An 18,721-nucleotide genomic window follows, 5' to 3' on the forward strand; every position below is an offset into this window, starting at 1 on the left:
CTGCCTAAAAAAGCTATTCATCAACTCTCAGGACGAGCCGCCATAACTTCTACCTTTCAGCCTATACATCAGTCCAGCCTAGTGCCAGAAGGCCAGATCAACGAAAAGCCAAAAGACGAGAGCCAGCGCAATGGCTGGCTCGCGGTGCTGACAACCGCTCTATGGCCTCGCTGGGACAGGCCTAGCTCTCCATCGCCGCGAACGCTACGGCGATAGTGGGCGGTGCCGTGGGGCGGGCGTACATCGTCTTGAGGTACTCCCTCAGCCGCGGGGCGGCATCGAGCAAGTTCTCTTCGTTGGCCCAGTCCAGCGTATAGGCGGCATTGAAGTCGGCGACGCTGAGCCGGTCGCCGACGAGATACTCGCGCTCCTGCATATGGCGCTCAAGCACCGTCAGCATTTCCCTGCACTCCTCCCTGGCCTGATCGACGTCCTGGGGCAGGCGCTTCTCTTCCGGGTAGATGAAGGTATGGCGAGCAATGCGCCACAGCGGTGGCTCGATCTCGGTCATCAGGAAGAAAATCCAGCGGTACATCTGGGCGCGTTCTTCCACAGCGCTGGGGATGAAACCCGCCTGTGGATATTTCTCGGCCAGGTAGAGCTGTATCGCGGCCGATTCGGTGATGACCTGGTTGCCGTCGACCAGCACCGGCACCTTGGCGGCGGGGTTGAGCCCGAGAAAGTCTGGCTGGAGGTGCTCTCCTTGCATGAGATCCACCGGGACCTGTTCATACTCCAGGCCCAGCTCGTTGAGCAACCAGATGACGCGCAGCACGCGGGTCGGCGGCGTTCCGTAGAGTTTCATCATGTTCCGGCTCCATCGATTGGCAGGCATCTGCCGTTTCGCCTGTTTCCGGAACTCATCGAACGGGGTCGCGCGCTATCGACACTCCATAACGAGAAGAGCCAGCGCAAGGCGCTGGCTCTTCTCGTCGTATCTGATTACCGGGCCGACTCGGCCAGGCACTACCCGTTAGAGGTAGTAGTTGTTGCGCAGACGGGGCGCATGCTGACGGTAGGCAGCCTCGCTCATCCGCTCGAGCAAACGGTACGCGGCAGAGCCGATGCGCTTGATCAGGGGAGCGCTGGTTTGGGTGGCGACTGCGGTATGGGAAAGCGTCTGGGTGGTCATGGCTGGGTATCTCGGTTACTTCATGAGGATGCTAACAGAGTACCCGAAATTTAGACTTTGGTCTAATTCATTCGCCTTTAGTCGCATGACCTGCGTCATGCCAATAGCCAAAAAACGAGAGCCGGCACGTGCGCCGGCTCTCGGTGTCTTGCGGCCCTCTTCGGCCAGATTCTCTGCGGTGATGGAGAATCAGAAATCGAAGAACACCGTCTCGCCTTCGCCCTGCAGCTTGATGTCGAGGCGATAGCGCACCTTGCCGTCGGCCTCTTCGCGCTTGGCGATGAGGGTCTGACGGCGGGTCGGCGATTCGATGCGCGAGAGCACCGGGCAGGCGGCGTTGGCCTCGGCTTCGTCCTCGAAGTAGAGGCGGGTCTGCAGCTGGATGTTGATGCCGCGGGCGAAGATCGCCAGGTTGATGTGCGGCGCCATGAGCTGGCCGCTGGGGTGGGCCACCGGGCCGGGCTTGACGGTCTTCAGCGACCATTCGCTGCCGTGGTCGAAGGTGGTGGCGGTGCGCCCGAAGCTGTTGAACGGCTTTTTGAGGTCGAACTCTGGCTGGTAGACGCCGTTGGCGTCGGCCTGCCAGGCCTCGAGGAAGGCGTCGCGCACCAGATCGCCGTTGCCATCGATCACGGTGCCGACGACTTCGATCAGCTCGCCCTCGGCACCGGGCTTGGCCATCTCGTTCCAGATCTCTTCGTCGCGGGTCGGGTTGCCCGCGGCGGCCAGGGCCAGGCCGATGTGCACGTAGGGCCCGGCGGTCTGGGAGGCGGTCTCGCGCAGCATCAGTTCGCTGGTGGGAACGCTGTTTGGCTGTTTCATGTGATTTCCCCTCACTGATTCTCGAACCCGCTTACTGATTTTCGAAATAGGTCTGCAGCTCGCCGCGTACCACCAGGTCGAAGCGGTAGGCGAGGCAGTCCATGGGCTTGCTGCGGGCCATGTCGAGGCGCCCGATCATGGTCTCGACCGCGGCCGGGTCCTTGATGGTGTGGACGATGGGGCACAGCGGAATCAGCGGATCGCCCTCGAAGTACATCTGGGTGATCAGGCGGGTGGAGATCGAGGGGCCCATCACCGAGACGTGGATGTGCGAGGGGCGCCAGCTGTTGGGGTCGTTGGGCCAGGGGTACGGGCCGGGCTTGATGGTGCGGAAGCGATACCAGCCCTGCTCGTCGGTGAGGGTACGGCCCACGCCGCCGAAGCCGGGGTCGAGCGGGGCGAGGTAGCGGTCGTTCCTGTGGCGGTAGCGCCCGCCGGCGTTGGCCTGCCACATCTCGACCAGGGTGTGCGGCACCGGCTTGCCGAACTGGTCGATCACGCGGCCGAACATGATGATGCGCTCGCCCACCGGCAGGCCGGCCGCACCCGCCAGCGCGGGGTCTTCGCGGAAGTTGAGCAGCAGGTCGTTGTCGTGGGGGCCCATGCGCAGGTGGCGGAAGTCGGGGCCGGTGAGTTCGGAAGCGGTGGCTTGCTGCATGCTGGCCAGGGCCTGCTGCGGCGAGCGGGGCACGCTGGTCTTGTAGCCGGGGGCGTAGGCCGGGGGGTGCCAGTTACGGTCGCGCTCCACGAAGCGCTTGTTGTGATCTTGCATGGCGTGTCGTCTCTTGGGGAGAGTGGTCTTGTCTCGCCCAGTGTGACCTCTCGCCAAAGGCCCGCCAATTGACGACTCGGGCCCCCCTCATAACCATTGGGTTATGCTGCACCGCAATTATAGCGGCTGCTTTCAGCTACTCCCGGCGCCACGCTCCGCGCTCACTTCGCGCAGCACTTCGCAGAAGGCCTCCAGCGCCAGCGAGGGCTGCATGCTGGCGTTGTAGCACAACCCCACGGAGCCGCCGCGGGGCTCCAGCTCGATGCCGAGGCGACACAGCCGCCCCGCCGCCAGGTCTTCGGCCACGGCCTCTTCGGGCACGACCCAGATGGCGTCGCTCTCCAAGGTGTAGTGGCGGCTGATGGGCAGCGAGAGCGTCTCCAGACGCTGGCTCAGCAGTGTCAGCGAGTGGCGCACGCAGAAGCTGTCGACCTGCTGGCGCAGGGTGGTCTGCAGGGGCGGCAGCACCCAGGGGAATTCGCCCAGCCGGGCGGCTTCGAGCGGCACGATGCCGGCCAGTGGGTGGCCGCGGCGCACGCACAGCAGCAGCGGCTCATAGTAGAGGTGCTCGAAGGCTAGGTCGCGGATCTCGCGGGCCTCGGTCATGCGCCCCACCACGAGGTCCAGTTCGCCGCGGCGCAGGCGCGAGAGCAGGAAGGCGCTGGCGCCGGCCACCACATTGACGCCCACCGCGTTCTGCCCGCCGGGTGCGGCGTGCCAACGGCGGATGGCCTCTGGCAGCAGCCGGCTCTCCACCGTGGAGAGCGCCCCCACGCGCAGGTCGTGAGCGCCCAGGTGCACGTCGCCGACCGCTGCCACGCCCTCTTCCAGCGCGCGCATGGCCGGCCCGGCATGACGCAGCAGGGTCAGGCCCGCCTGGGTCAGCGCCACGCCCTGGGGCGTGCGTTCGAACAGCGAAGCACCGAGGCTCTCCTCGAGTTCACGAATGGTCTTGGAGATACCCGGCTGGGTGATCGCCAGCCGCTCGGCGGCCCGGGCGAAGCTGCGCTGGCGGGCCACCTCGAGGAAGGCCTGCAGATGGCGCAGCTTGATACGGGCGTTGAGCATGGGGTTGTCCTACTGGCGTGAGGCGAGCAGCCGCGGGGTGACGGCCATGGCGACCAGGCTGATCAGCAGGGTCGGCAGGAAGGCCAGCGCCACGGTTCCCGAGAGATCGTTGAGCCAGCCGCCAACCACGGTGATGCCGAATACCAGAAGGTACCCGAAGAACAGCATGCCGGCCATCAGCCGCGGCAGCGCCTCGAGGCGAACCAGCCAGGCCGGCAGCGCCAGCACGAAGATGAACAGCGCACTGGTGAAGAAGCCGAACACGCCCGCCGCCCATACCACGTGGCCGCCCGGCAGCCACAGCATCAGCGGCAGGGCCAGCAGCGCCAGGGCGGTGATGCCGATCAGCGGCCGGGGCCACCCCATCAGCCGGTCGGCGTAGAAGATCAGCAGCGCCGAGGAGAGCATCTGGGCGCCGTTGAGCGCCGTGAGGCTGGACGCCAGCAGGTCGAGGCGCGCACTCACCTCGAGCAGCGGCGGCAGGAAGACGTTGCCGGTGAAGTAGAGCGCCGCCGCCGCGCCGAGCAGGGCCACCAGGCGCCACGTGCGGCCGTCGCGAACGTTGGGCAGGGTCAGGCTGGCGGCGCGGGAGCCGTTCGCCATGGCCGGAAGCTGCCGGCAGCCGACGATCAGCGCCAGCATCAGCAGCGGTACGGGCGCCACCCACAGGGTGAAGGCCCACTGCCAGTGGGCGCCGAGCCAGGCCGCGGCCAGGGGGCCGGTGGCGCCCGCCGCCAGCAGCTCGCCCACCAGCAGGCCGTTGGTGTACACCGCCGAGGCGCGGCCGATGCGACCGGGCGCCCACAGCTTGGCGAGTACCGGCATCGCCGTCTGCATGAAGGCGATGCCCACCCCCATCAGTACGGTCGCCAGCATGAAGGCAATAAAGCCCTCGGGCAGGCTACGCAGCGCACTGCCCAGCGCCATGACGGCGAGCCCCAGCAGCATGCTGGGCAGCGTACCGACCCGCGCCAGTAGCCAGCCGGCCAGCAGGGCGCCGAAGGCCAGGGTGACCAGCGGCAGGCTGGTGGCGATCGCCACCTCGCTGCTGGTAAAGCCCAGCACCGCCTTGAGCTGGGGAATCAACGGCGGCACCACCAGCACCGTAAGGCGCAGGTAGAGCCCCAGGCACCACAGCAGGCCGTAGGCCAGCAGGGCCTGACGCAACTCGTTCGGCAGCGGTGTGGTGGTGTCCTGAGTCATGCCCTGCTCTCCTGGTCGCGAATGCCCTGCCCATAAAGCCGAAACCGGCCAAAGGCCGGTTCGGATCATGCCATGGGGCACAGCTTATTAGCACTCTAATAAAAATCCTAGAAAAGCTAACTCAAAGGGCTATTGACAAATAGCCTGATAACCCTTCGTTACGATAAGCTTTTGCTAAAGCGCTATAACAGCAAGCAACATTACTTCACGGGGCACACCATCATCACTGGTGACCCCGTGCCTGTCACAAGGAGCGTGAAGATGGGCGCCACGACGCTCGCGACGATTAGCCGCCGCTTGGCAAGATACCTAGCGATTGCAGTCGTAGGAACCTTGCATCCCGATATCGGTACGCCTAGAATTGGCCTCAATACACCCGCCAAGCCTATGTGGACTCCGGTCCTCACGCTCAAATTGCGCGGGTTTTTTATTGCGCTTATGCAAGGCTCCAGTCACCTCGTTCCGGAGGTGGCACGATGATCCGCTTCGCCAAGCCCGCTCTGACGGCAAGAGAGCAGCTCGACCTGCTGATCGAGCGTGGCTTGCTCATCAATGACCGTGAACGCGCTCTTCGGCTGCTTGAAGTCACGACTTCATTCAGGCTCAGCCCTTATATGCGGCCCTTCCAGTATCCCGATGACCCGGAGCACCGGTTCAAACCGAACGCTCGGTTATCGGACATCATGCAGGTCTACCGTTTCGACAGCGACCTTCGTCAGCTAGTGATGGTCGCCATCGAAAAGGTCGAGATCGCCGTACGGACGGGCATCAGCAACCATATGGCCTGCACATACGGTACGCATTGGTACTTGACGCCCGCGTGCTTCAAGGCCCACTTCGATCATGCACGGTTGCTCACTGAGCTGAACGACAAGCTCGCCAAGGAAACCCGTCAGTATCACAAAGAGATAGAACGCATCGAGAGGGCGAAGGTACCCGAGGAAATCAAACGGGCACGACAAGAGAGCCGCAAGCGCGACAATTACCCACGCTATTACGCGCTCACCTACGACCAGCCTGCGCACTTGCCTTCTTGGGCAATGGTGGAAGAGCTGAGCCTCGGCACACTATCCCATCTATTCGATGGGCTTGACGAGTATCGTGATCGAAAGGCCATCGCACGGCGTTTCGCCCTCCCACACCATGTGCTCGCAAGCTGGCTGCATACCCTGACCTTCATCCGGAATGTCTGTGCGCATCATTTCCGGCTATGGAACCGCGAGCTCTCCATTCCGCCCAGTTGGCCGAAACACCTCGCCTTTCCGGCTCCTCAGGCGGGAAGGGGCGTCCCTCGCCGCCTCTTCACCGTCCTGATGATGCTGACGCACCTCACCACCCAGATCAGCCCGGACACCCGCTGGCCCGGTCGCCTCCAGGCCCTGCTGGCGGAATACCCCGACATTCCCCGCAAGCCCATGGGCTTCCCGGACGACTGGCAGGAAAGGTTGGAAGCCCTCAAGGCAGCAAAGACCCCCTGAACTGATAATCGAACTCCCAGCCAGTGAGACAGATAGCCTTGAGAAACGGACAAGAGGCCGTGTACGACTTCCTGCCTCTGCCCCAAGTCAGCCCAGCTCCTCGCCCCAGCCCAGCTCCTTGGCCAACGCAAACGCATGGTTCGCCGCCGGTACCCCGGCGTAGATCGCCACGTGCATCAGTACCTGGCGCAGCTCCGCTTCGGAGAGGCCGATGCGCTTGGCGGTCTTGAGGTGTAGCGTGAGCTCCTCGCGGCCCAGGGCGGCGAGGATGCCGGTGGTGATCAGGCTGCGCTCGCGGCGGGTGAGGTCGTCGTTGCTCCACAGCTCGCCCCAGGCCAGCCGGGTGATCATCTGCTGGAAGGGGGCGTCGAGGCTGTTGGCGTTCCGGCTGGCGCGGGCGACGTGCTCCTCGCCGAGCACCTGCTTGCGGGTCTCGAGCCCTTCGGCATAGCTCACGCCGCGCTCGCCGACGTCCTCACGCTCGCCGGCCATCCACAGCAGCAGCCGCTTGGCCATGGCGGCGGGCGCCTCCACCGAGGGCACGTGGGCAATGCCTTCGAGAATCTCCAGCGGCGCGCCGCCACACTCGGCGGCCAGGGCCTGCAGGGTCTCCGGCGGGGTGGCCACGTCGGCGCTACCGCCGAGCAGGTGCACGCCGATGCCCGGATGCTCGGCGAGCGGCCCTTTCAGCTTGCCGCGGAAGTCGGTGCGGCCGAGCATCTCGCACAGGCGGGCGTAGGATTCGTCGTCGCCGCGGCCCATCTGGATGCACCAGCCGGCCTGGAGTGCCGGTTCGGCCTCGAAGCAGGCCGGCGCGAACCAGCGCGGCACGATCTCCTCGGCCAAGGCCGCCAGACCTTCCTGACGAATGCGCCCGGCTCGGGTGGTCCACAGCTCCTGGTTGCCGATCACCGCGCCGGTGTTGGTCAGGGTGACGGAGTAGAGCCGCTCGGTGTGCTCACTGATCAGCTGCTGACCGACCACGCCGCCGATGGAGGTGCCAACGAAGTGGAAGCGAGAGGCACCGGCATGCTCGGCCAGCGCCAGCGCCTCGCGAGCCAGCGTCGCCGGGGTGATCTCGCCGCCCTCGGCCGGCCAGGCCTGGCTGGCCCCGTGGCCGGGCAGGTCCCAGGTCAGCACGCGGTAGCGTGGCAGCAGCGCCGGCAGCAGCTCGTCCCACACCGCCTGGCTCATGCCCAGCGGATGCGCCAGCACCACCAGCGGCAGCGCCTCGGGGCCGAGCAGGCGATAGGCGACGCTGCGGCCGTCGATCTCGATAAATGCCATGAACACTCTCCCATCCTCAGGCGTCGAATCATGGCTCGGCGCCTGATTGGAAAATAGCGGTAAGACGGAAGACCGGTGCTTCGCACCTGGAAGAGGGAAGAAACCCTGACACTGACCTCTTCTCTCTTCCTTCTTCCCTCTTAGCTCTTATGCCTAAGCCCTTTCGATCAGGGTAGCGATCCCCTGCCCCACGCCGACGCACATGGTGCACAGCGCGTAGCGCTTGCCGGTGCGCTGCAGCTCGTGGGCGGCGGTGAGCAGCAGGCGGGCGCCGGACATGCCCAGCGGGTGGCCCAGGGCAATGGCGCCGCCGTTGGGGTTGACCCGCGGGTCGTCGTCGGCGAGCCCCAGGTCCCGCGTGCAGGCGAGTGCCTGGGCGGCGAAGGCCTCGTTGAACTCGAAGATGTCGATCTCGTCCATGGTCACGCCGGTGCGCTCGAGCAGCTTGCGTACCGCCGGTACTGGGCCGTAGCCCATGATGCGCGGCTCGACGCCGGCCGTGGCCATGCCGATGATGCGGGCCATGGGCTTGAGCCCATGTTGCTCCACCGCCGCCCGGCTTGCCACCAGCATGGCGGCGGCGCCGTCGTTGACGCCGGAGGCGTTGCCGGCGGTGACGCTGCCACCCTCGCGGAACGGCGTCGGCAGCCCGGCCAGCTTCTCCAGGGTGGTCTCGCGCGGGTGCTCGTCGGTATCGAACACCAGCGGCTCCTGCTTGCGCCGGGGGATCTCGATGGGCGTGATCTCGATGGCGAAGCGGCCCGCCTTCTGCGCGGCGGCGGCCTTTTGCTGGGAGCGCAGGGCGAAGGCGTCCTGGTCCTCACGGGAGATATTGAACTGCTCGGCCACGTTCTCGGCGGTCTCCGGCATGGAGTCGATGCCGTAGGCCTTCTTCATCAGCGGATTGACGAAGCGCCAGCCGATGGTGGTGTCCTCGATCTTCTGGCCGCGGGAGAAGGCGCTGTCGGCCTTGCCCAGCACGTAGGGCGCGCGGGACATGGACTCCACGCCGCCGGCCAGTGCCAGTTCCATCTCGCCGGCCTTGATGGCGCGGAAGGCGGTGCCCACCGCGTCCATGCCGGAGCCGCACAGGCGGTTCATGGTGGTGCCGGGCACCGAGGTGGGCAGGCCTGCCAGCAGGGCGGACATGCGCGCCACGTTGCGGTTGTCCTCGCCGGCCTGGTTGGCGCAGCCCATGAAGACCTCTTCGATGGCGGCCGGGTCGAGGTCCGGAGCCTCGGCCAGCACCGCCTTGAAGATGGTGGCGGCGAAGTCGTCGGGGCGTACGCTGGCCAGGGTGCCGCCGAAGCGGCCGATGGCGGTGCGCCGCGGATGGCAAAGGAATACGTCGGTCATACCTTATCTCCTCTCATTCGCCGTCGCGGCGTCACGCACCGGCATGGGCACGCGCGGTCCTGTCTTTGAGTTCGCGCAGGACCTCGAGCTCGCGGGCCGAGGGCTCCGGGGTGCTTTCCAGCGTGTCGGCGAAGCGGATCTCCCAGCCGGTGGCTTCGATCACGTCCTCGCGGGTCACGCCCGGGTGCAGCGAGACCACCACCAGCTCCTTGGTCTCGGGTCGGGCTTCATCACGCACAGGTCGGTGATGACCCGGGTCGGCCCCTTGCCGATGTTGGGCACGCCGTCGCGGCCCTTGCCGTCGCGGCCGAAGCCCAGAGTGGTGACGAAGTCGACCCGGTCGACGAAGGCGCGCTTGGAGTGCTTCAGGGTGATGAACACCTCACCCGCGTTCGTCGCGATTTCAGGCGCACCGCCGCCGCCCGGCAGGCGCACCTTGGGCTCGCGATAATCGCCGATCAGAGTGGTGTTGAGGTTGCAGTAGCGGTCGATCTGGGCGGTGCCGAGAAAGCCCACGTCGATCTTGCCGCCCTGCAGCCAGTAGCGAAACATCTCCGGCACGGAAACGGTGGTGAGCGCGGTCTCGGCCAGCTCGCCGTCGCCGATGGAGAGCGGCAGCACGTCGGGCTTGGTCTGCAGGGTGCCGGATTCGTAGATCAGCACCACGTCCGGTGCGTGGGTCAGGCGCGCCAGGTTGGCCGCCTCGCTGGGCAGGCCGATGCCGACGAAGCAGGTCATGCCGTTCTCCAGCGCGCGGGCCGCGGTGACGGTCATCATCTCCGCCGAGGTGTAGTCCAGGCATTTATCGACGGTACTCATCAGGCGTTCCCCCCTGCGTTCATCACGTTCTCTTCGATCCACCGGGTGAAGGTGTCGCGGTCGCGGGCGATGCCGTCCCACTCCTTGTAGAAGGCGTTGTTGCGCGGGTAGTAGCCGTGGGCATAGGAGGGCAGCGAGCCCTTCTCGGCCACGGCGATGGCGCTGATGGCCCAGCCCGGGATGATGCAGGCGTTGGGGTGATAGTCGGCCTCGGCGCGCAAGTCGTCGACGATCTCCTCCACCGTGACGATGCTCTGCTTGGCCGCCAGCACCGCCTCCTTCTGCACGCCGACGATGCCTTCGACCAGCACGTTGCCGGCGCGGTCGGCCTTCTGCGCATGCACGATGGAAACGTCGGGGCGCACCGCCGGCACCGCAGCCAGGCGCTCGCCGGTGAAGGGGCACTCGATGAACTTGATCTGGTCGTTGACGCTGGGCAGCTCGCTGCCCACGTAGCCGCGCAGCACGGCCAGCGGCAGCCCGGCGGCGCCGGCCTCGAAGGCGCAGGCCATGGCGGCGTGGCTGTGCTCGAGGATCTCGACCTTGTGCGGCCAGCCCTTCTCGACCGCGTCGCGCAGGCGGTGCAGCGAGCCCACGCCGGGGTTGCCGCCCCAGGAGAAGATCACCTTCCTGGCGCAGCCGGCGCCGATCATCTGGTCGTAGACCAGGTCCGGCGTCATGCGGATCAGGGTCAGGTCACGCTTCTTCTGGCGGATCATTTCGTGACCGGCGGCGAAAGGAATCAGGTGGGTGAAGCCCTCCATGGCCACGGTGGCACCGTCTTCGACGTAGCGGGCCACCGCGTCACGGAGGCTCAGGAATTCGGCCATGGTGTTCTCCTGGGCGCTCTCGTTAAAAGTTCGAATAGCGAACTTTGTTTTGTGATGCGAACAAGTTAACGCCAAGCTCCCTTGATCGTCAAATGCGCTGCCCATGAAAAAACGAGGGGAGGCCAGGCCTCCCCTCGTTGGGTTCAACGAAACCGGTGGGTTTTCAGGACATTATTCTCGCTGCAGCCAGGCAGCCGCACGGCGCACCTGCACCTGGCTGCTACCAAGGTATAAGGCCGGGTCCGTTGCCTGGCGCAGGGCTTCCGCTTCAATCCGCCCCCCACTTCGGCATGCGCCTCGAGCGCCTCGGCGTAGGGAATGCCCTGGAGTCGTGCCGTTTCGGCGGCTTCGACGCTGATCCGCTTGGCAGCATCCTGGCCCAGTACCGGCGCCAGCAGGCGTGACACCGGCTCGGCCATGATGCCGCCGCCGGTCGCCGCCAGGTTGCGGCGCATCGCCTCGGGATTCACTTGGAGCCCTTCGAGCAATGTGGCGGCCTGTTCCAGCACCCCCTCCAACAGCAAAGTACTGTCGACCAGCGGCGACCATTCGGCGTGCCATTCGCCCAAGCCGCGCTCCAGCGGCTGAGCAACGGCATTGAGCAGCACCGTGGTATAGCCGTGCACCTGCCGAGCGGCACCGCGGATCATGGCGCAGCGCACCGGGTTGCGCTTGTGCGGCATGGAGGAAGACTCGCCCATGCCCTCACCGCCGGGCTCGTTTACCTCGCCCACCTCGGTCTGGGTCAGCAGGGCAACATCCAGCGCCAGCTTCTCGGCTGCACCCGCCGTGGCGTCCAAGGCCGTGCCCAGGGCATGGATCGGCAGGCGGTCGGTATGCCAGGGCAGCACCGGCGTCGCCAGGCCGAGCTTCTGAGCGATAGCGTCCATGAAATCGAGGCCCTGCCCGTCCCAACCCGGCCCGTCTAAACCAGAGTGGACTCCCACGGCGCCGCCGAACTGCACCGGCAGCTCGAGCTGCGCCAGGCGGCGACGCGCCTGCTCTAGCCCGATGGCCCAGTGCGCCACCTTGACCCGAAGGTGATCGGCAGGGCCTGCTGCATCAGGGTACGCCCCACCATTACCGTCTGCTCATGGGCCTGCATGAGCGTGATCGCTGCCGTGCGGCAGCGCAGCAGCAACGCATCCAGCGCGGCCAGGCGCGGCTTGAGCAGCAGCATCAGCGCCGAGTCGATCACGTCCTGGCTGGTCGCGCCCATGTGGAAGTATCGCTTGAGTTCGTTCGGCAGCGCGGCGCGCGCCTGCTTGACGAAGGGGATGGCCGCGTTGCCGCCGCTGGCCACTCCCGCCGCCAGTGCCTCGAGATCGAAGGCATGCACTTCGAGCGCGCGGCGCATGGCCTCGCTTGCTCCCTCGGGCATGGCGCCTCGCTCCTCCTGTGCCTCGGCCAGGGCCAGCTCGAAGGCAAGCATGGCCTCGACCAGCGCCGGAGTGTTGCTCTGCGTTAGTGCCGATTGACTCATGAAGGGGTGTCGCAGGAGGGTGTCAGGCATATCATGCTCTCCCAAGGGCGGGCCATGGCTTAGCCCATAGTCGTACATATGTTCGCAATTCGAACATTATGCTAGATTGAAGGGCTCCCAAAGAGCAAACCATCCAAGACGACGGCACAACGACGGAACAAAAATGGCATCAGAGGAAGAGGTTCTCAGCCCCGACGACCGGGACTTCGTCACCGCCCTGGCCAGTGGCCTGGAGGTCATCCTGGCGTTCGACGAGGCCCATCCCCGCATGACCCTCAGCGAGGTCGCCAGCCGCACCGACATGAACCGCGCCCGCGCCCGGCGCTTCCTGCTCACGCTGCACGCCCTGGGCTACGTGAGGAAGCAAGGCCGCAACTTCGAGCTGGCCCCACGGGTGCTGCAGCTCGGCTACGCGTTTCTCTCCGCCAACAACTATCGTAGCGTGATCCAGCAGGTACTGGAGGACATTACCGCCGAGAGCGGCGAATCCTCTTCCCTGGGCGTGCTCGACGGCGACGATGTCATCTACGTGGCGCGCTCCGCCGCCCGCCATCGTCTGATGGCCATCACCCTCTCAGTGGGCACCCGGCTGCCTGCCGCTCACACCTCGATGGGGCGGGTGCTGCTGGCGCAGCTGCCCGATGCCGAGCTGGACGCCTTCCTGGAACGGGTAACGCTCGAGCGCTACACCGACAAGACCGTCACCGACAAGGCGGCACTCAAGAAGTGCATCCTGAAGGTACGCCAGCAGGGCTATGCCATCGCCGACCAGGAACTCGACTCGGGCCTACGCTCGCTGGCAGTGCCGGCCTTCGATTCCAACGGCAAGCTGCTCGGCGCCATCAATATCAGCACCAACGCCGCCCGGGTCGATCTCGACACCCTGATGAAGGAGTACCTGCCGCTGTTGCAGCAGAAGGCCCGGGAGATCCGCTCGACCGTCAGTTAAGGCACCAGATTCGCGACTTATTCTGAACAAGGTTCTAGAATAGCCTATTTCAACAGCGAGACGTCACCATGGCGGGCAGCCTGATAGAACGTACCCTTGGAGTGATCGAAGCTCTATCCGAAGATGCCGACGGTTTACCGTTGCTGGTCATCGCGGAGCGCCTGGAAATACCCAAGAGCGCCGCGCATCGCATCTGCCATGAGCTCATCCGTCTGGGCCACGTCCGCCAGGACGCCGCCAGCCAGCGCTACCAACTGACCACGCGCCTGGTGGCGCTGGGCTTTCGCTACCTCTCCAGCACCGGCGCCAGCGATATCGTACAGCCGATCCTCGACCGTCTCGCCGAGCAGAGCGGGGAGCTGGTGCGCCTTTCCGTCATTGAGGGGCAGCGCCTCACCTGGATCGCCAAGGCTCAGGGTGCGCGCAGCGGCCTGCGCTACGATCCTGATATGGGCAAGGAGGCGCCGCTGTTCTGCACCGCCAGCGGCCATGCTTGGCTGGCGGCGCTCAGCGACGTAGAGGCCCTGGCGCTGGTGGATAGCCAAGGCATGGACACCGACCATCCGCTCGGCCCCAACGCACCACGCACCAAGCAAGCCCTGCTCGAGCACCTGCAGCAGACGAGGCAGCGCGGCTATAGCTGGACCCACGACAGCATGGGCCCCGGCACCGCAGCCATGGCGGCGCTGGTGCGCCATCCCCTGGATGGCCACCCCCAAGGCGTGCTGAGCATCGCCGGTCCCAGCGTGCGGCTCGACGAACAGCGCGTGAAGGCACTTGGCCCAGCGCTGGTGACCGCCGCGGAAGAACTCTCCCAGGCTACGCCTTCCTCGCAACTCTTCACCTGACCTTTCACGTTGCGTCAGGCTTGCCGCCAGGCCGTGAGGCCCCTCACGGCCTGGCCGCAATCGCCCTGCAAGGAGGCTCGATGCTCGAGATACTCGCCACCACCACGCCGATCTTCCTGCTGATCGGCGCCGGCTACCTGGCCATGGGCACCCGGCTAGTGAATCGCGAGCAGCTCCAGGGCGTGGCCACCTTCGTGCTCTATTTCGCCCTGCCTGCCCTGGTCATTCGCGCGCTGACGCAGAACTCTCTCGACCAGGTCCTGCATACCCACTACCTGCTGGCCTATGGCCTCGGCTCGGCCACCATCTTCGGCCTGGCCCTGCTGCTGACCCTGAAGCGGCAGCGCAGGCCCTCAGCGAGGCCGCCATGCACGCCCTGGGCATGTCCGCCTCCAACAGCGGCTTCATCGGCTATCCGGTGGCCGCCATGGTTCTCGGCACTTCGCCGGCCGCCATCTTCCTGGCCCTGAACATGCTGATCGAGAACCTGCTGATCATCCCGGCGGCGCTGATCCTGGCCGAGGCGGGCCGCCAGAGCGGTGCCGGTATCGTCACGGTGGCCCGCAAGACCTTCGTGCGCCTGGTGCGCAACCCCATCCTGATCGGCTTGGCCCTGGGGCTGTTGCTGGCAATAACGGAAACCTCGCTGCCGCGCCCCCTGACCCAGGTCATCGAGATGCTAGCCGGCGCGGCCGGCCCGGCCGCACTCTTCGTGATTGGCGGCACCCTGTTCGGCCTCCAGGTACGCGGCATGCTGGGCGACGTCGGGCAAATCGTCACCGGCAAGCTGATCTTTCACCCCTTGGCGATACTCGGCTTCTTCCTGCTGATGCCGCAGGCGGATCCTGCCCTGCTGGCCGGCGCCCTGCTATTCGCCTGCGCTCCGATGATCAGCGTCTACCCGCTGCTCGGCCAACGCTACGGCATGGCCGGCATCAGCGCCGCCGCGCTGATGGCCGCCACCCTGGCCGCCTTCGTGACCCTGAGCATGGGCATTTGGTTGATGGATCTCTTCGGTCTGCTGCCGATGCGCTGAGCCTGGCCAACCGTACTTCGACTCGACAAGCGCCGCATGAAAATGGAACAATGTTCTAGATTATCCAGAACATTGCTCCAGTGAGGGCCGACATGGCCAAGCGTGAACCCCGTTACGACCTGGTGGTGGTAGGCTCCGGCGCCGCCGGCCTCGCCGCCGCCGTCACCGCGGCCTACCACGGCCTGAAAGTGGTGGTGGTGGAAAAAGCCGATACCCTGGGTGGTGCCACCGCCTGGTCCGGCGGCTGGATGTGGGCCCCACTCAATCCCCTCGCCCGCACTGCCGGCATCGAGGAGGATCCAGAGACAGTGCGTACCTACCTGCGACATGAGCTGGGCGAGCGCTACGACGCGACGAAGATCGACGCTTTCCTTGACGCTACGCCGCGAATGGTCGCGTTCTTCCACCAGAAGACTGCACTGCAGTTCGCCGACGGCAACGCCATCGCCGATATCCACGGCGATACTCCTGGGGCCGGGACTGGAGGTCGCTCGGTGATCGCCGCCCCCTTCGATGGCCGCAAGATTGCACCTGGAACGCTGAAAAAGCTGCGCAGGACCATGCCCGAGACCGCCTTCCTCGGCATGCCGATCCAGGCCGGGCCGGACCTCTCCGCCTTCCTGACCTGCACGCGCTCCTTGAAGTCATTCATCCACGTGGCCAAGCGAGTGAGCCGCCATCTTGTTGATCTGGCGCGCTACGGGCGCACCATGCAGTTGGTCAACGGGGTGGCGTTGACCGGGCGGCTGGCCAAGTCCGCCGACGACCTGGGCGTGGAACTACGGGTGGCCGCGCCAGCGAAGCGGCTGATCAAGGATGGCGAGCGAGTGACCGGCGTGGTGATCGAGGGTCCGGAGGGGGAGGAAACGCTACACGCCAGGCGCGGCGTGGTGCTGGCCGCCGGTGGCTTTCCCTGGGACGTGTCACGCCGCCGCGAGCTCTTCCCGCGCGCCCCCACCGGCCAGGAGCACTGGCCGCTGCCGCCTTCCACCGCCAGCGGCGACGGCCTGCGTCTCGGCGAATCGGTGGGCGGCGTTATCGACACCGGTCTTTACTCACCGGTGGCCTGGGCGCCGGTCTCGCTGGTGCCCTGGGGAAACGACCGCATCGGCCACTTCCCGCATATCATCGACCGCGGCAAGCCGGGCCTGATCGGCGTGCTGAAAAGTGGCAGGCGCTTCGTCAACGAGGCCCACGGCTACTACGACTACGTGGACGCCATGATCAAGGCGGTGCCGGAGGGCGAAGAGGTCTGCTCCTGGCTAATTTGCACCCACCGCTTCCAGCGCCGCTATGGCCTCGGTATCACCCGCCCGGCCCCGGTGCCCTTTCGCCACTGGATTCGCAAGGGCTATCTCAAGCGCGGCAGGACGCTGGCCGAGCTAGCGCAGGCATGCGGCATCGACCCGAACGGCCTGGAGGGCACCGTCGCCAAGTACAACCGCCATGCCGCCCGGGGCGAGGATCCCGAGTTCGGCCGCGGCTCGACTCTCTACAATCTCAAGCAGGGCGATCCGGCCCACGGTCCCAACCCCTGTGTGGCGCCCCTGGAGCAGGGCCCCTTCTACGCGGTGAAGGTCGTGCCCGGCTGCTTTGGCACCTTCGCCGGCCTCAAGACCAACGCGCACGCTCAGGTCGTGGATGCCCAGGGCGAGCCGATCGCCGGCCTCTATGCCGCTGGCACCGACATGGCCAGTATCATGGGCGGCCACTATCCGGCCGGGGGTATCAACCTCGGTCCGGCCATGACTTTCGGCTATATCGCCGGGCGACATGCCTCTGAACCAGGTGCAGAGCAGGACACCACCCACCCCACCGACTTTCCGAAGTACGCCAATGCCTGATCGCCTCTACTCCCTGGCCGCCCTCACTGTCCTGGAGCTGTCGCCTCCCGAGATGATCGAGGTTGCCGCCCAGGCCGGCTTTGATGCCGTGGGTCTGCGCCTGATTCCCGCCACGTCAGAGGAGCACCACTACCCCCTGGCCAGCGATGCCGGCCTGCTGCGCCAGACCCGGCAGCGCCTACGGGAGACGGGGATCAGGGTGCTGGATATCGAAATCCTACGCCTCAGGCCCGACACCAAGGTGAGGCGCGACTTTCGCCATGTTCTCGAGATCGGCGCCGAGCTGGGTGCCAGCGAGGTGCTGGTAGCAGGAAATGACGACGATGAAACGCGAACCGCAGACAATTTTGCCGCCCTGTGCGAGCTGGCTCGCCCCCTGGGGCTATACCCCCATCTCGAGTTCATGCCCTGGACAGGAGTGAAGAACCTGCGCCAGGCGCATCGCATCGTCGCCGCAACCCGCAAAGCGGGGCATGACAACGCCTGCCTGTTGGTGGATGCCTTCCATTTCAACCGCTCGGCCAGCCGTTTGGAGGACCTGACCGAGGTATCCTCCGATTGGATGCACTATGCGCAACTGTGTGACGTGGCCGGGCCAATTCCGGCCAGCATGGAAGAAATCCTCCACGAGGCGAGACAGCAGCGCCGTTTCCCCGGCGATGGCGACATCGACCTGCCGGCCCTGCTGGCCGCATTGCCCGACAGGCTGCCTTTGAGTCTGGAGGTTCCAACCGAGGGGCTGCGCCAGCAGGGCATCTCACCACTGGCGAGAGCACAGCAAGCACTGGGGAAGGCACGCCGCGCCGTGGCCGGGGATTCAACAGATGGACAGGACCGGCTATCATTCGAGAGCGGCATCTATTAGCCTGCTATCATTAAGTTTCATAACACTCTGGAATACCATGGCCTCGACCACCACGGTCCCCGCACTGAAGGCGGATCGCCCCCTGCTCGGAATCGCCTTCATGCTGGCTGCAGGCCTGCTGTTTACGCTGCTCGATACGGCGGTGAAATGGCTGACCCAGAGCTACTCCCCTGTGCAGGTGGTCTGGGCCCGTTATGCCGGTCACATGCTGGTGTTGGGTGGTTATCTGCTCATACTCGGCTGGCCTCGTTGCCGCGAGATCATGGCTTCCGTCGAATCGCTACCAGGGCAGTTCGTGCGCGGCCTGCTGTTGCTCGCCGCCAGCACCTTCGCCTTCCTGGCCTTCCGTGAATTGCCGCTGCTGCAGGTGTACGTCATCAATTTCAGCTCGCCGCTGCTGGTCACCCTGCTGGCGATTCCGTTGCTGAGTGAGCGGGTAACGGCAGCACGCGGCATAGCGGTCGCTGTAGGCTTCGTTGGGGTGGTGATTGCGGTGGGACCGGTGGATTGGCGTGCCCAGCCCGCCGCCTTGCTACCCTTCGGGATGGCCCTGTGCTTCGCACTGTACCAGCTCGCCACGCGTCGCTTCGGCCGCAACGACCACCCGCTAGCGTCGCTGTTCTATGCGGGCCTGGCCGGCGCCTTGGTCAGTTCCTTGGTCGTGCCATTCTTCTGGAGCCCCGTTGCGTTGGGCGATACACCTCTGTTCCTGCTGGTCGGCACCCTGGGAGCCATCAGCCAGCTCGGCTTGATCATGGCCATGCGCTGCGCCCCGGCGTCACTGGTCTCGCCTTTCCTCTATCTGCAAATCGTCTGGGCCACCGTGTCGGGCTATCTGGTGTTCGGCGACGTGCCGCTGCTGGAAACTTACCTGGGCGCCGTGCTGATCATTGGGGCGGGAATATTCCTGGCAACCCGCAAGCGCTGAG

19 protein-coding genes and 1 pseudogene are annotated in these 18,721 nt (G+C 65.8%); 8 read left to right on the plus strand and 12 right to left on the minus strand.

The genetic code is table 11. From position 1 onward, the window contains the following. Positions 1 to 181: 181 nt before the first annotated feature. The 6 genes from EKK97_RS21445 to EKK97_RS21470 form a co-directional block, all read right to left on the minus strand. Positions 182 to 808, minus strand: a complete 627-nt coding sequence (locus EKK97_RS21445) for a glutathione S-transferase family protein (protein WP_159555054.1) — start codon at positions 806 to 808, stop codon at positions 182 to 184. A gap of 165 nt (positions 809 to 973) precedes the next feature. Then, a complete protein-coding gene (locus tag EKK97_RS21450) occupies positions 974 to 1,132 on the minus strand; it encodes a hypothetical protein (RefSeq protein WP_158409647.1) in 159 nt (52 codons plus the stop codon). Between the two features lie 189 nt (positions 1,133 to 1,321). Next, positions 1,322 to 1,954 carry a protocatechuate 3,4-dioxygenase subunit alpha gene (gene pcaG / locus EKK97_RS21455; RefSeq protein WP_159555056.1) on the minus strand — a complete coding sequence of 211 codons (633 nt, stop codon included), beginning with the start codon at positions 1,952 to 1,954 and terminating at the stop codon, positions 1,322 to 1,324. Positions 1,955 to 1,985: 31 nt separating this feature from the next. After that, positions 1,986 to 2,726, minus strand: a complete 741-nt coding sequence (pcaH, locus tag EKK97_RS21460; protein ID WP_159555058.1) for a protocatechuate 3,4-dioxygenase subunit beta — start codon at positions 2,724 to 2,726, stop codon at positions 1,986 to 1,988. Between the two features lie 132 nt (positions 2,727 to 2,858). Then, positions 2,859 to 3,794, minus strand: a complete 936-nt coding sequence (pcaQ, locus tag EKK97_RS21465; RefSeq protein WP_159555060.1) for a pca operon transcription factor PcaQ — start codon at positions 3,792 to 3,794, stop codon at positions 2,859 to 2,861. 9 nt (positions 3,795 to 3,803) lie between these two features. Beyond that, positions 3,804 to 4,997 (minus strand): MFS transporter, encoded by a 1,194-nt coding sequence (locus tag EKK97_RS21470; RefSeq protein ID WP_159555062.1) that lies wholly within the window; start codon positions 4,995 to 4,997, stop codon positions 3,804 to 3,806. Between the two features lie 476 nt (positions 4,998 to 5,473). Between EKK97_RS21470 and EKK97_RS21475 the strand changes: the two genes are divergently transcribed. After that, complete coding sequence (locus EKK97_RS21475) at positions 5,474 to 6,475, plus strand: Abi family protein (RefSeq protein ID WP_086508610.1); 1,002 nt, start codon at positions 5,474 to 5,476, stop codon at positions 6,473 to 6,475. Positions 6,476 to 6,562: 87 nt separating this feature from the next. On the opposite strand, the gene EKK97_RS21480 is transcribed toward EKK97_RS21475, so the two are convergent. From EKK97_RS21480 to EKK97_RS25565, 6 genes and pseudogenes are all read right to left on the minus strand, one after another. Then, on the minus strand, positions 6,563 to 7,762 hold the full coding sequence (locus EKK97_RS21480; protein ID WP_159555064.1) for an alpha/beta fold hydrolase: 1,200 nt from the start codon (positions 7,760 to 7,762) through the stop codon (positions 6,563 to 6,565). A gap of 153 nt (positions 7,763 to 7,915) precedes the next feature. Beyond that, positions 7,916 to 9,118 carry a 3-oxoadipyl-CoA thiolase gene (gene pcaF, locus EKK97_RS21485; RefSeq protein WP_159555066.1) on the minus strand — a complete coding sequence of 401 codons (1,203 nt, stop codon included), beginning with the start codon at positions 9,116 to 9,118 and terminating at the stop codon, positions 7,916 to 7,918. Between the two features lie 31 nt (positions 9,119 to 9,149). Beyond that, a pseudogene (locus tag EKK97_RS21490) lies at positions 9,150 to 9,937 on the minus strand (CoA-transferase subunit beta). After that, positions 9,937 to 10,767 (minus strand): CoA transferase subunit A, encoded by an 831-nt coding sequence (locus EKK97_RS21495; RefSeq protein ID WP_159555068.1) that lies wholly within the window; start codon positions 10,765 to 10,767, stop codon positions 9,937 to 9,939. Before EKK97_RS21495 ends, EKK97_RS21490 begins: the two are co-directional and overlap by 1 nt. 143 nt (positions 10,768 to 10,910) lie before the next feature. Then, positions 10,911 to 11,795, minus strand: coding sequence for a lyase family protein (locus EKK97_RS21500; protein WP_277987325.1), 885 nt, complete (start codon positions 11,793 to 11,795; stop codon positions 10,911 to 10,913). Further along, positions 11,771 to 12,280, minus strand: coding sequence for a lyase family protein (locus EKK97_RS25565; RefSeq protein ID WP_277987326.1), 510 nt, complete (start codon positions 12,278 to 12,280; stop codon positions 11,771 to 11,773). The genes EKK97_RS21500 and EKK97_RS25565 overlap by 25 nt, the downstream gene beginning before the upstream one ends. A gap of 133 nt (positions 12,281 to 12,413) precedes the next feature. Between EKK97_RS25565 and EKK97_RS21505 the strand changes: the two genes are divergently transcribed. The 7 genes from EKK97_RS21505 to EKK97_RS21530 all read left to right on the plus strand — a co-directional run bounded on the left by EKK97_RS21505 (position 12,414) and on the right by EKK97_RS21530 (position 18,720). After that, entirely contained in the window at positions 12,414 to 13,199 is a 786-nt protein-coding gene (locus EKK97_RS21505) for an IclR family transcriptional regulator domain-containing protein (RefSeq protein WP_159555070.1), read from the plus strand. Between the two features lie 68 nt (positions 13,200 to 13,267). Next, complete coding sequence (locus EKK97_RS21510; protein ID WP_159555072.1) at positions 13,268 to 14,047, plus strand: IclR family transcriptional regulator; 780 nt, start codon at positions 13,268 to 13,270, stop codon at positions 14,045 to 14,047. 80 nt (positions 14,048 to 14,127) lie between these two features. Further along, on the plus strand, positions 14,128 to 14,517 hold the full coding sequence (locus tag EKK97_RS25995) for an AEC family transporter (RefSeq protein WP_340162904.1): 390 nt from the start codon (positions 14,128 to 14,130) through the stop codon (positions 14,515 to 14,517). Then, the gene (locus EKK97_RS21515) at positions 14,415 to 15,083 is read left to right on the plus strand and encodes an AEC family transporter (protein ID WP_340162905.1); all 669 of its coding nucleotides are present in this window, start codon (positions 14,415 to 14,417) and stop codon (positions 15,081 to 15,083) included. Before EKK97_RS25995 ends, EKK97_RS21515 begins: the two co-directional genes overlap by 103 nt. Before the next feature lie 92 nt (positions 15,084 to 15,175). Beyond that, positions 15,176 to 16,927 (plus strand): FAD-dependent oxidoreductase, encoded by a 1,752-nt coding sequence (locus EKK97_RS21520; protein ID WP_159555074.1) that lies wholly within the window; start codon positions 15,176 to 15,178, stop codon positions 16,925 to 16,927. After that, the gene (locus EKK97_RS21525; protein WP_159555076.1) at positions 16,920 to 17,792 is read left to right on the plus strand and encodes a sugar phosphate isomerase/epimerase family protein; all 873 of its coding nucleotides are present in this window, start codon (positions 16,920 to 16,922) and stop codon (positions 17,790 to 17,792) included. Before EKK97_RS21520 ends, EKK97_RS21525 begins: the two co-directional genes overlap by 8 nt. 37 nt (positions 17,793 to 17,829) lie before the next feature. Next, entirely contained in the window at positions 17,830 to 18,720 is an 891-nt protein-coding gene (locus tag EKK97_RS21530; protein WP_159555078.1) for a DMT family transporter, read from the plus strand. The last annotated feature ends 1 nt before the right edge of the window (position 18,721 follow it).

The sequence above is a fragment of the Billgrantia tianxiuensis genome (genome assembly GCF_009834345.1).
Lineage (GTDB): Bacteria > Pseudomonadota > Gammaproteobacteria > Pseudomonadales > Halomonadaceae > Halomonas > Halomonas tianxiuensis.

Bases quoted from the DNA above. Each gene is read 5' to 3' on its own strand.
- pcaQ (WP_159555060.1), bottom strand. From the start codon at position 3,794: ATGCTCAACGCCCGTATCAAGCTGCGCCATCTGCAGGCCTTCCTCGAG.
- EKK97_RS21505 (WP_159555070.1), top strand. From the start codon at position 12,414: ATGGCATCAGAGGAAGAGGTTCTCAGCCCCGACGACCGGGACTTCGTC.
- EKK97_RS21495 (WP_159555068.1), bottom strand. From the start codon at position 10,767: ATGGCCGAATTCCTGAGCCTCCGTGACGCGGTGGCCCGCTACGTCGAA.
- pcaF (WP_159555066.1), bottom strand. From the start codon at position 9,118: ATGACCGACGTATTCCTTTGCCATCCGCGGCGCACCGCCATCGGCCGC.
- pcaH (WP_159555058.1), bottom strand. From the start codon at position 2,726: ATGCAAGATCACAACAAGCGCTTCGTGGAGCGCGACCGTAACTGGCAC.
- EKK97_RS21530 (WP_159555078.1), top strand. From the start codon at position 17,830: ATGGCCTCGACCACCACGGTCCCCGCACTGAAGGCGGATCGCCCCCTG.
- pcaG (WP_159555056.1), bottom strand. From the start codon at position 1,954: ATGAAACAGCCAAACAGCGTTCCCACCAGCGAACTGATGCTGCGCGAG.
- EKK97_RS21520 (WP_159555074.1), top strand. From the start codon at position 15,176: ATGGCCAAGCGTGAACCCCGTTACGACCTGGTGGTGGTAGGCTCCGGC.
- EKK97_RS25995 (WP_340162904.1), top strand. From the start codon at position 14,128: ATGCTCGAGATACTCGCCACCACCACGCCGATCTTCCTGCTGATCGGC.
- EKK97_RS21445 (WP_159555054.1), bottom strand. From the start codon at position 808: ATGATGAAACTCTACGGAACGCCGCCGACCCGCGTGCTGCGCGTCATC.
- EKK97_RS21480 (WP_159555064.1), bottom strand. From the start codon at position 7,762: ATGGCATTTATCGAGATCGACGGCCGCAGCGTCGCCTATCGCCTGCTC.
- EKK97_RS21525 (WP_159555076.1), top strand. From the start codon at position 16,920: ATGCCTGATCGCCTCTACTCCCTGGCCGCCCTCACTGTCCTGGAGCTG.
- EKK97_RS21515 (WP_340162905.1), top strand. From the start codon at position 14,415: ATGCACGCCCTGGGCATGTCCGCCTCCAACAGCGGCTTCATCGGCTAT.
- EKK97_RS25565 (WP_277987326.1), bottom strand. From the start codon at position 12,280: ATGCCTGACACCCTCCTGCGACACCCCTTCATGAGTCAATCGGCACTA.
- EKK97_RS21470 (WP_159555062.1), bottom strand. From the start codon at position 4,997: ATGACTCAGGACACCACCACACCGCTGCCGAACGAGTTGCGTCAGGCC.
- EKK97_RS21450 (WP_158409647.1), bottom strand. From the start codon at position 1,132: ATGACCACCCAGACGCTTTCCCATACCGCAGTCGCCACCCAAACCAGC.
- EKK97_RS21475 (WP_086508610.1), top strand. From the start codon at position 5,474: ATGATCCGCTTCGCCAAGCCCGCTCTGACGGCAAGAGAGCAGCTCGAC.
- EKK97_RS21510 (WP_159555072.1), top strand. From the start codon at position 13,268: ATGGCGGGCAGCCTGATAGAACGTACCCTTGGAGTGATCGAAGCTCTA.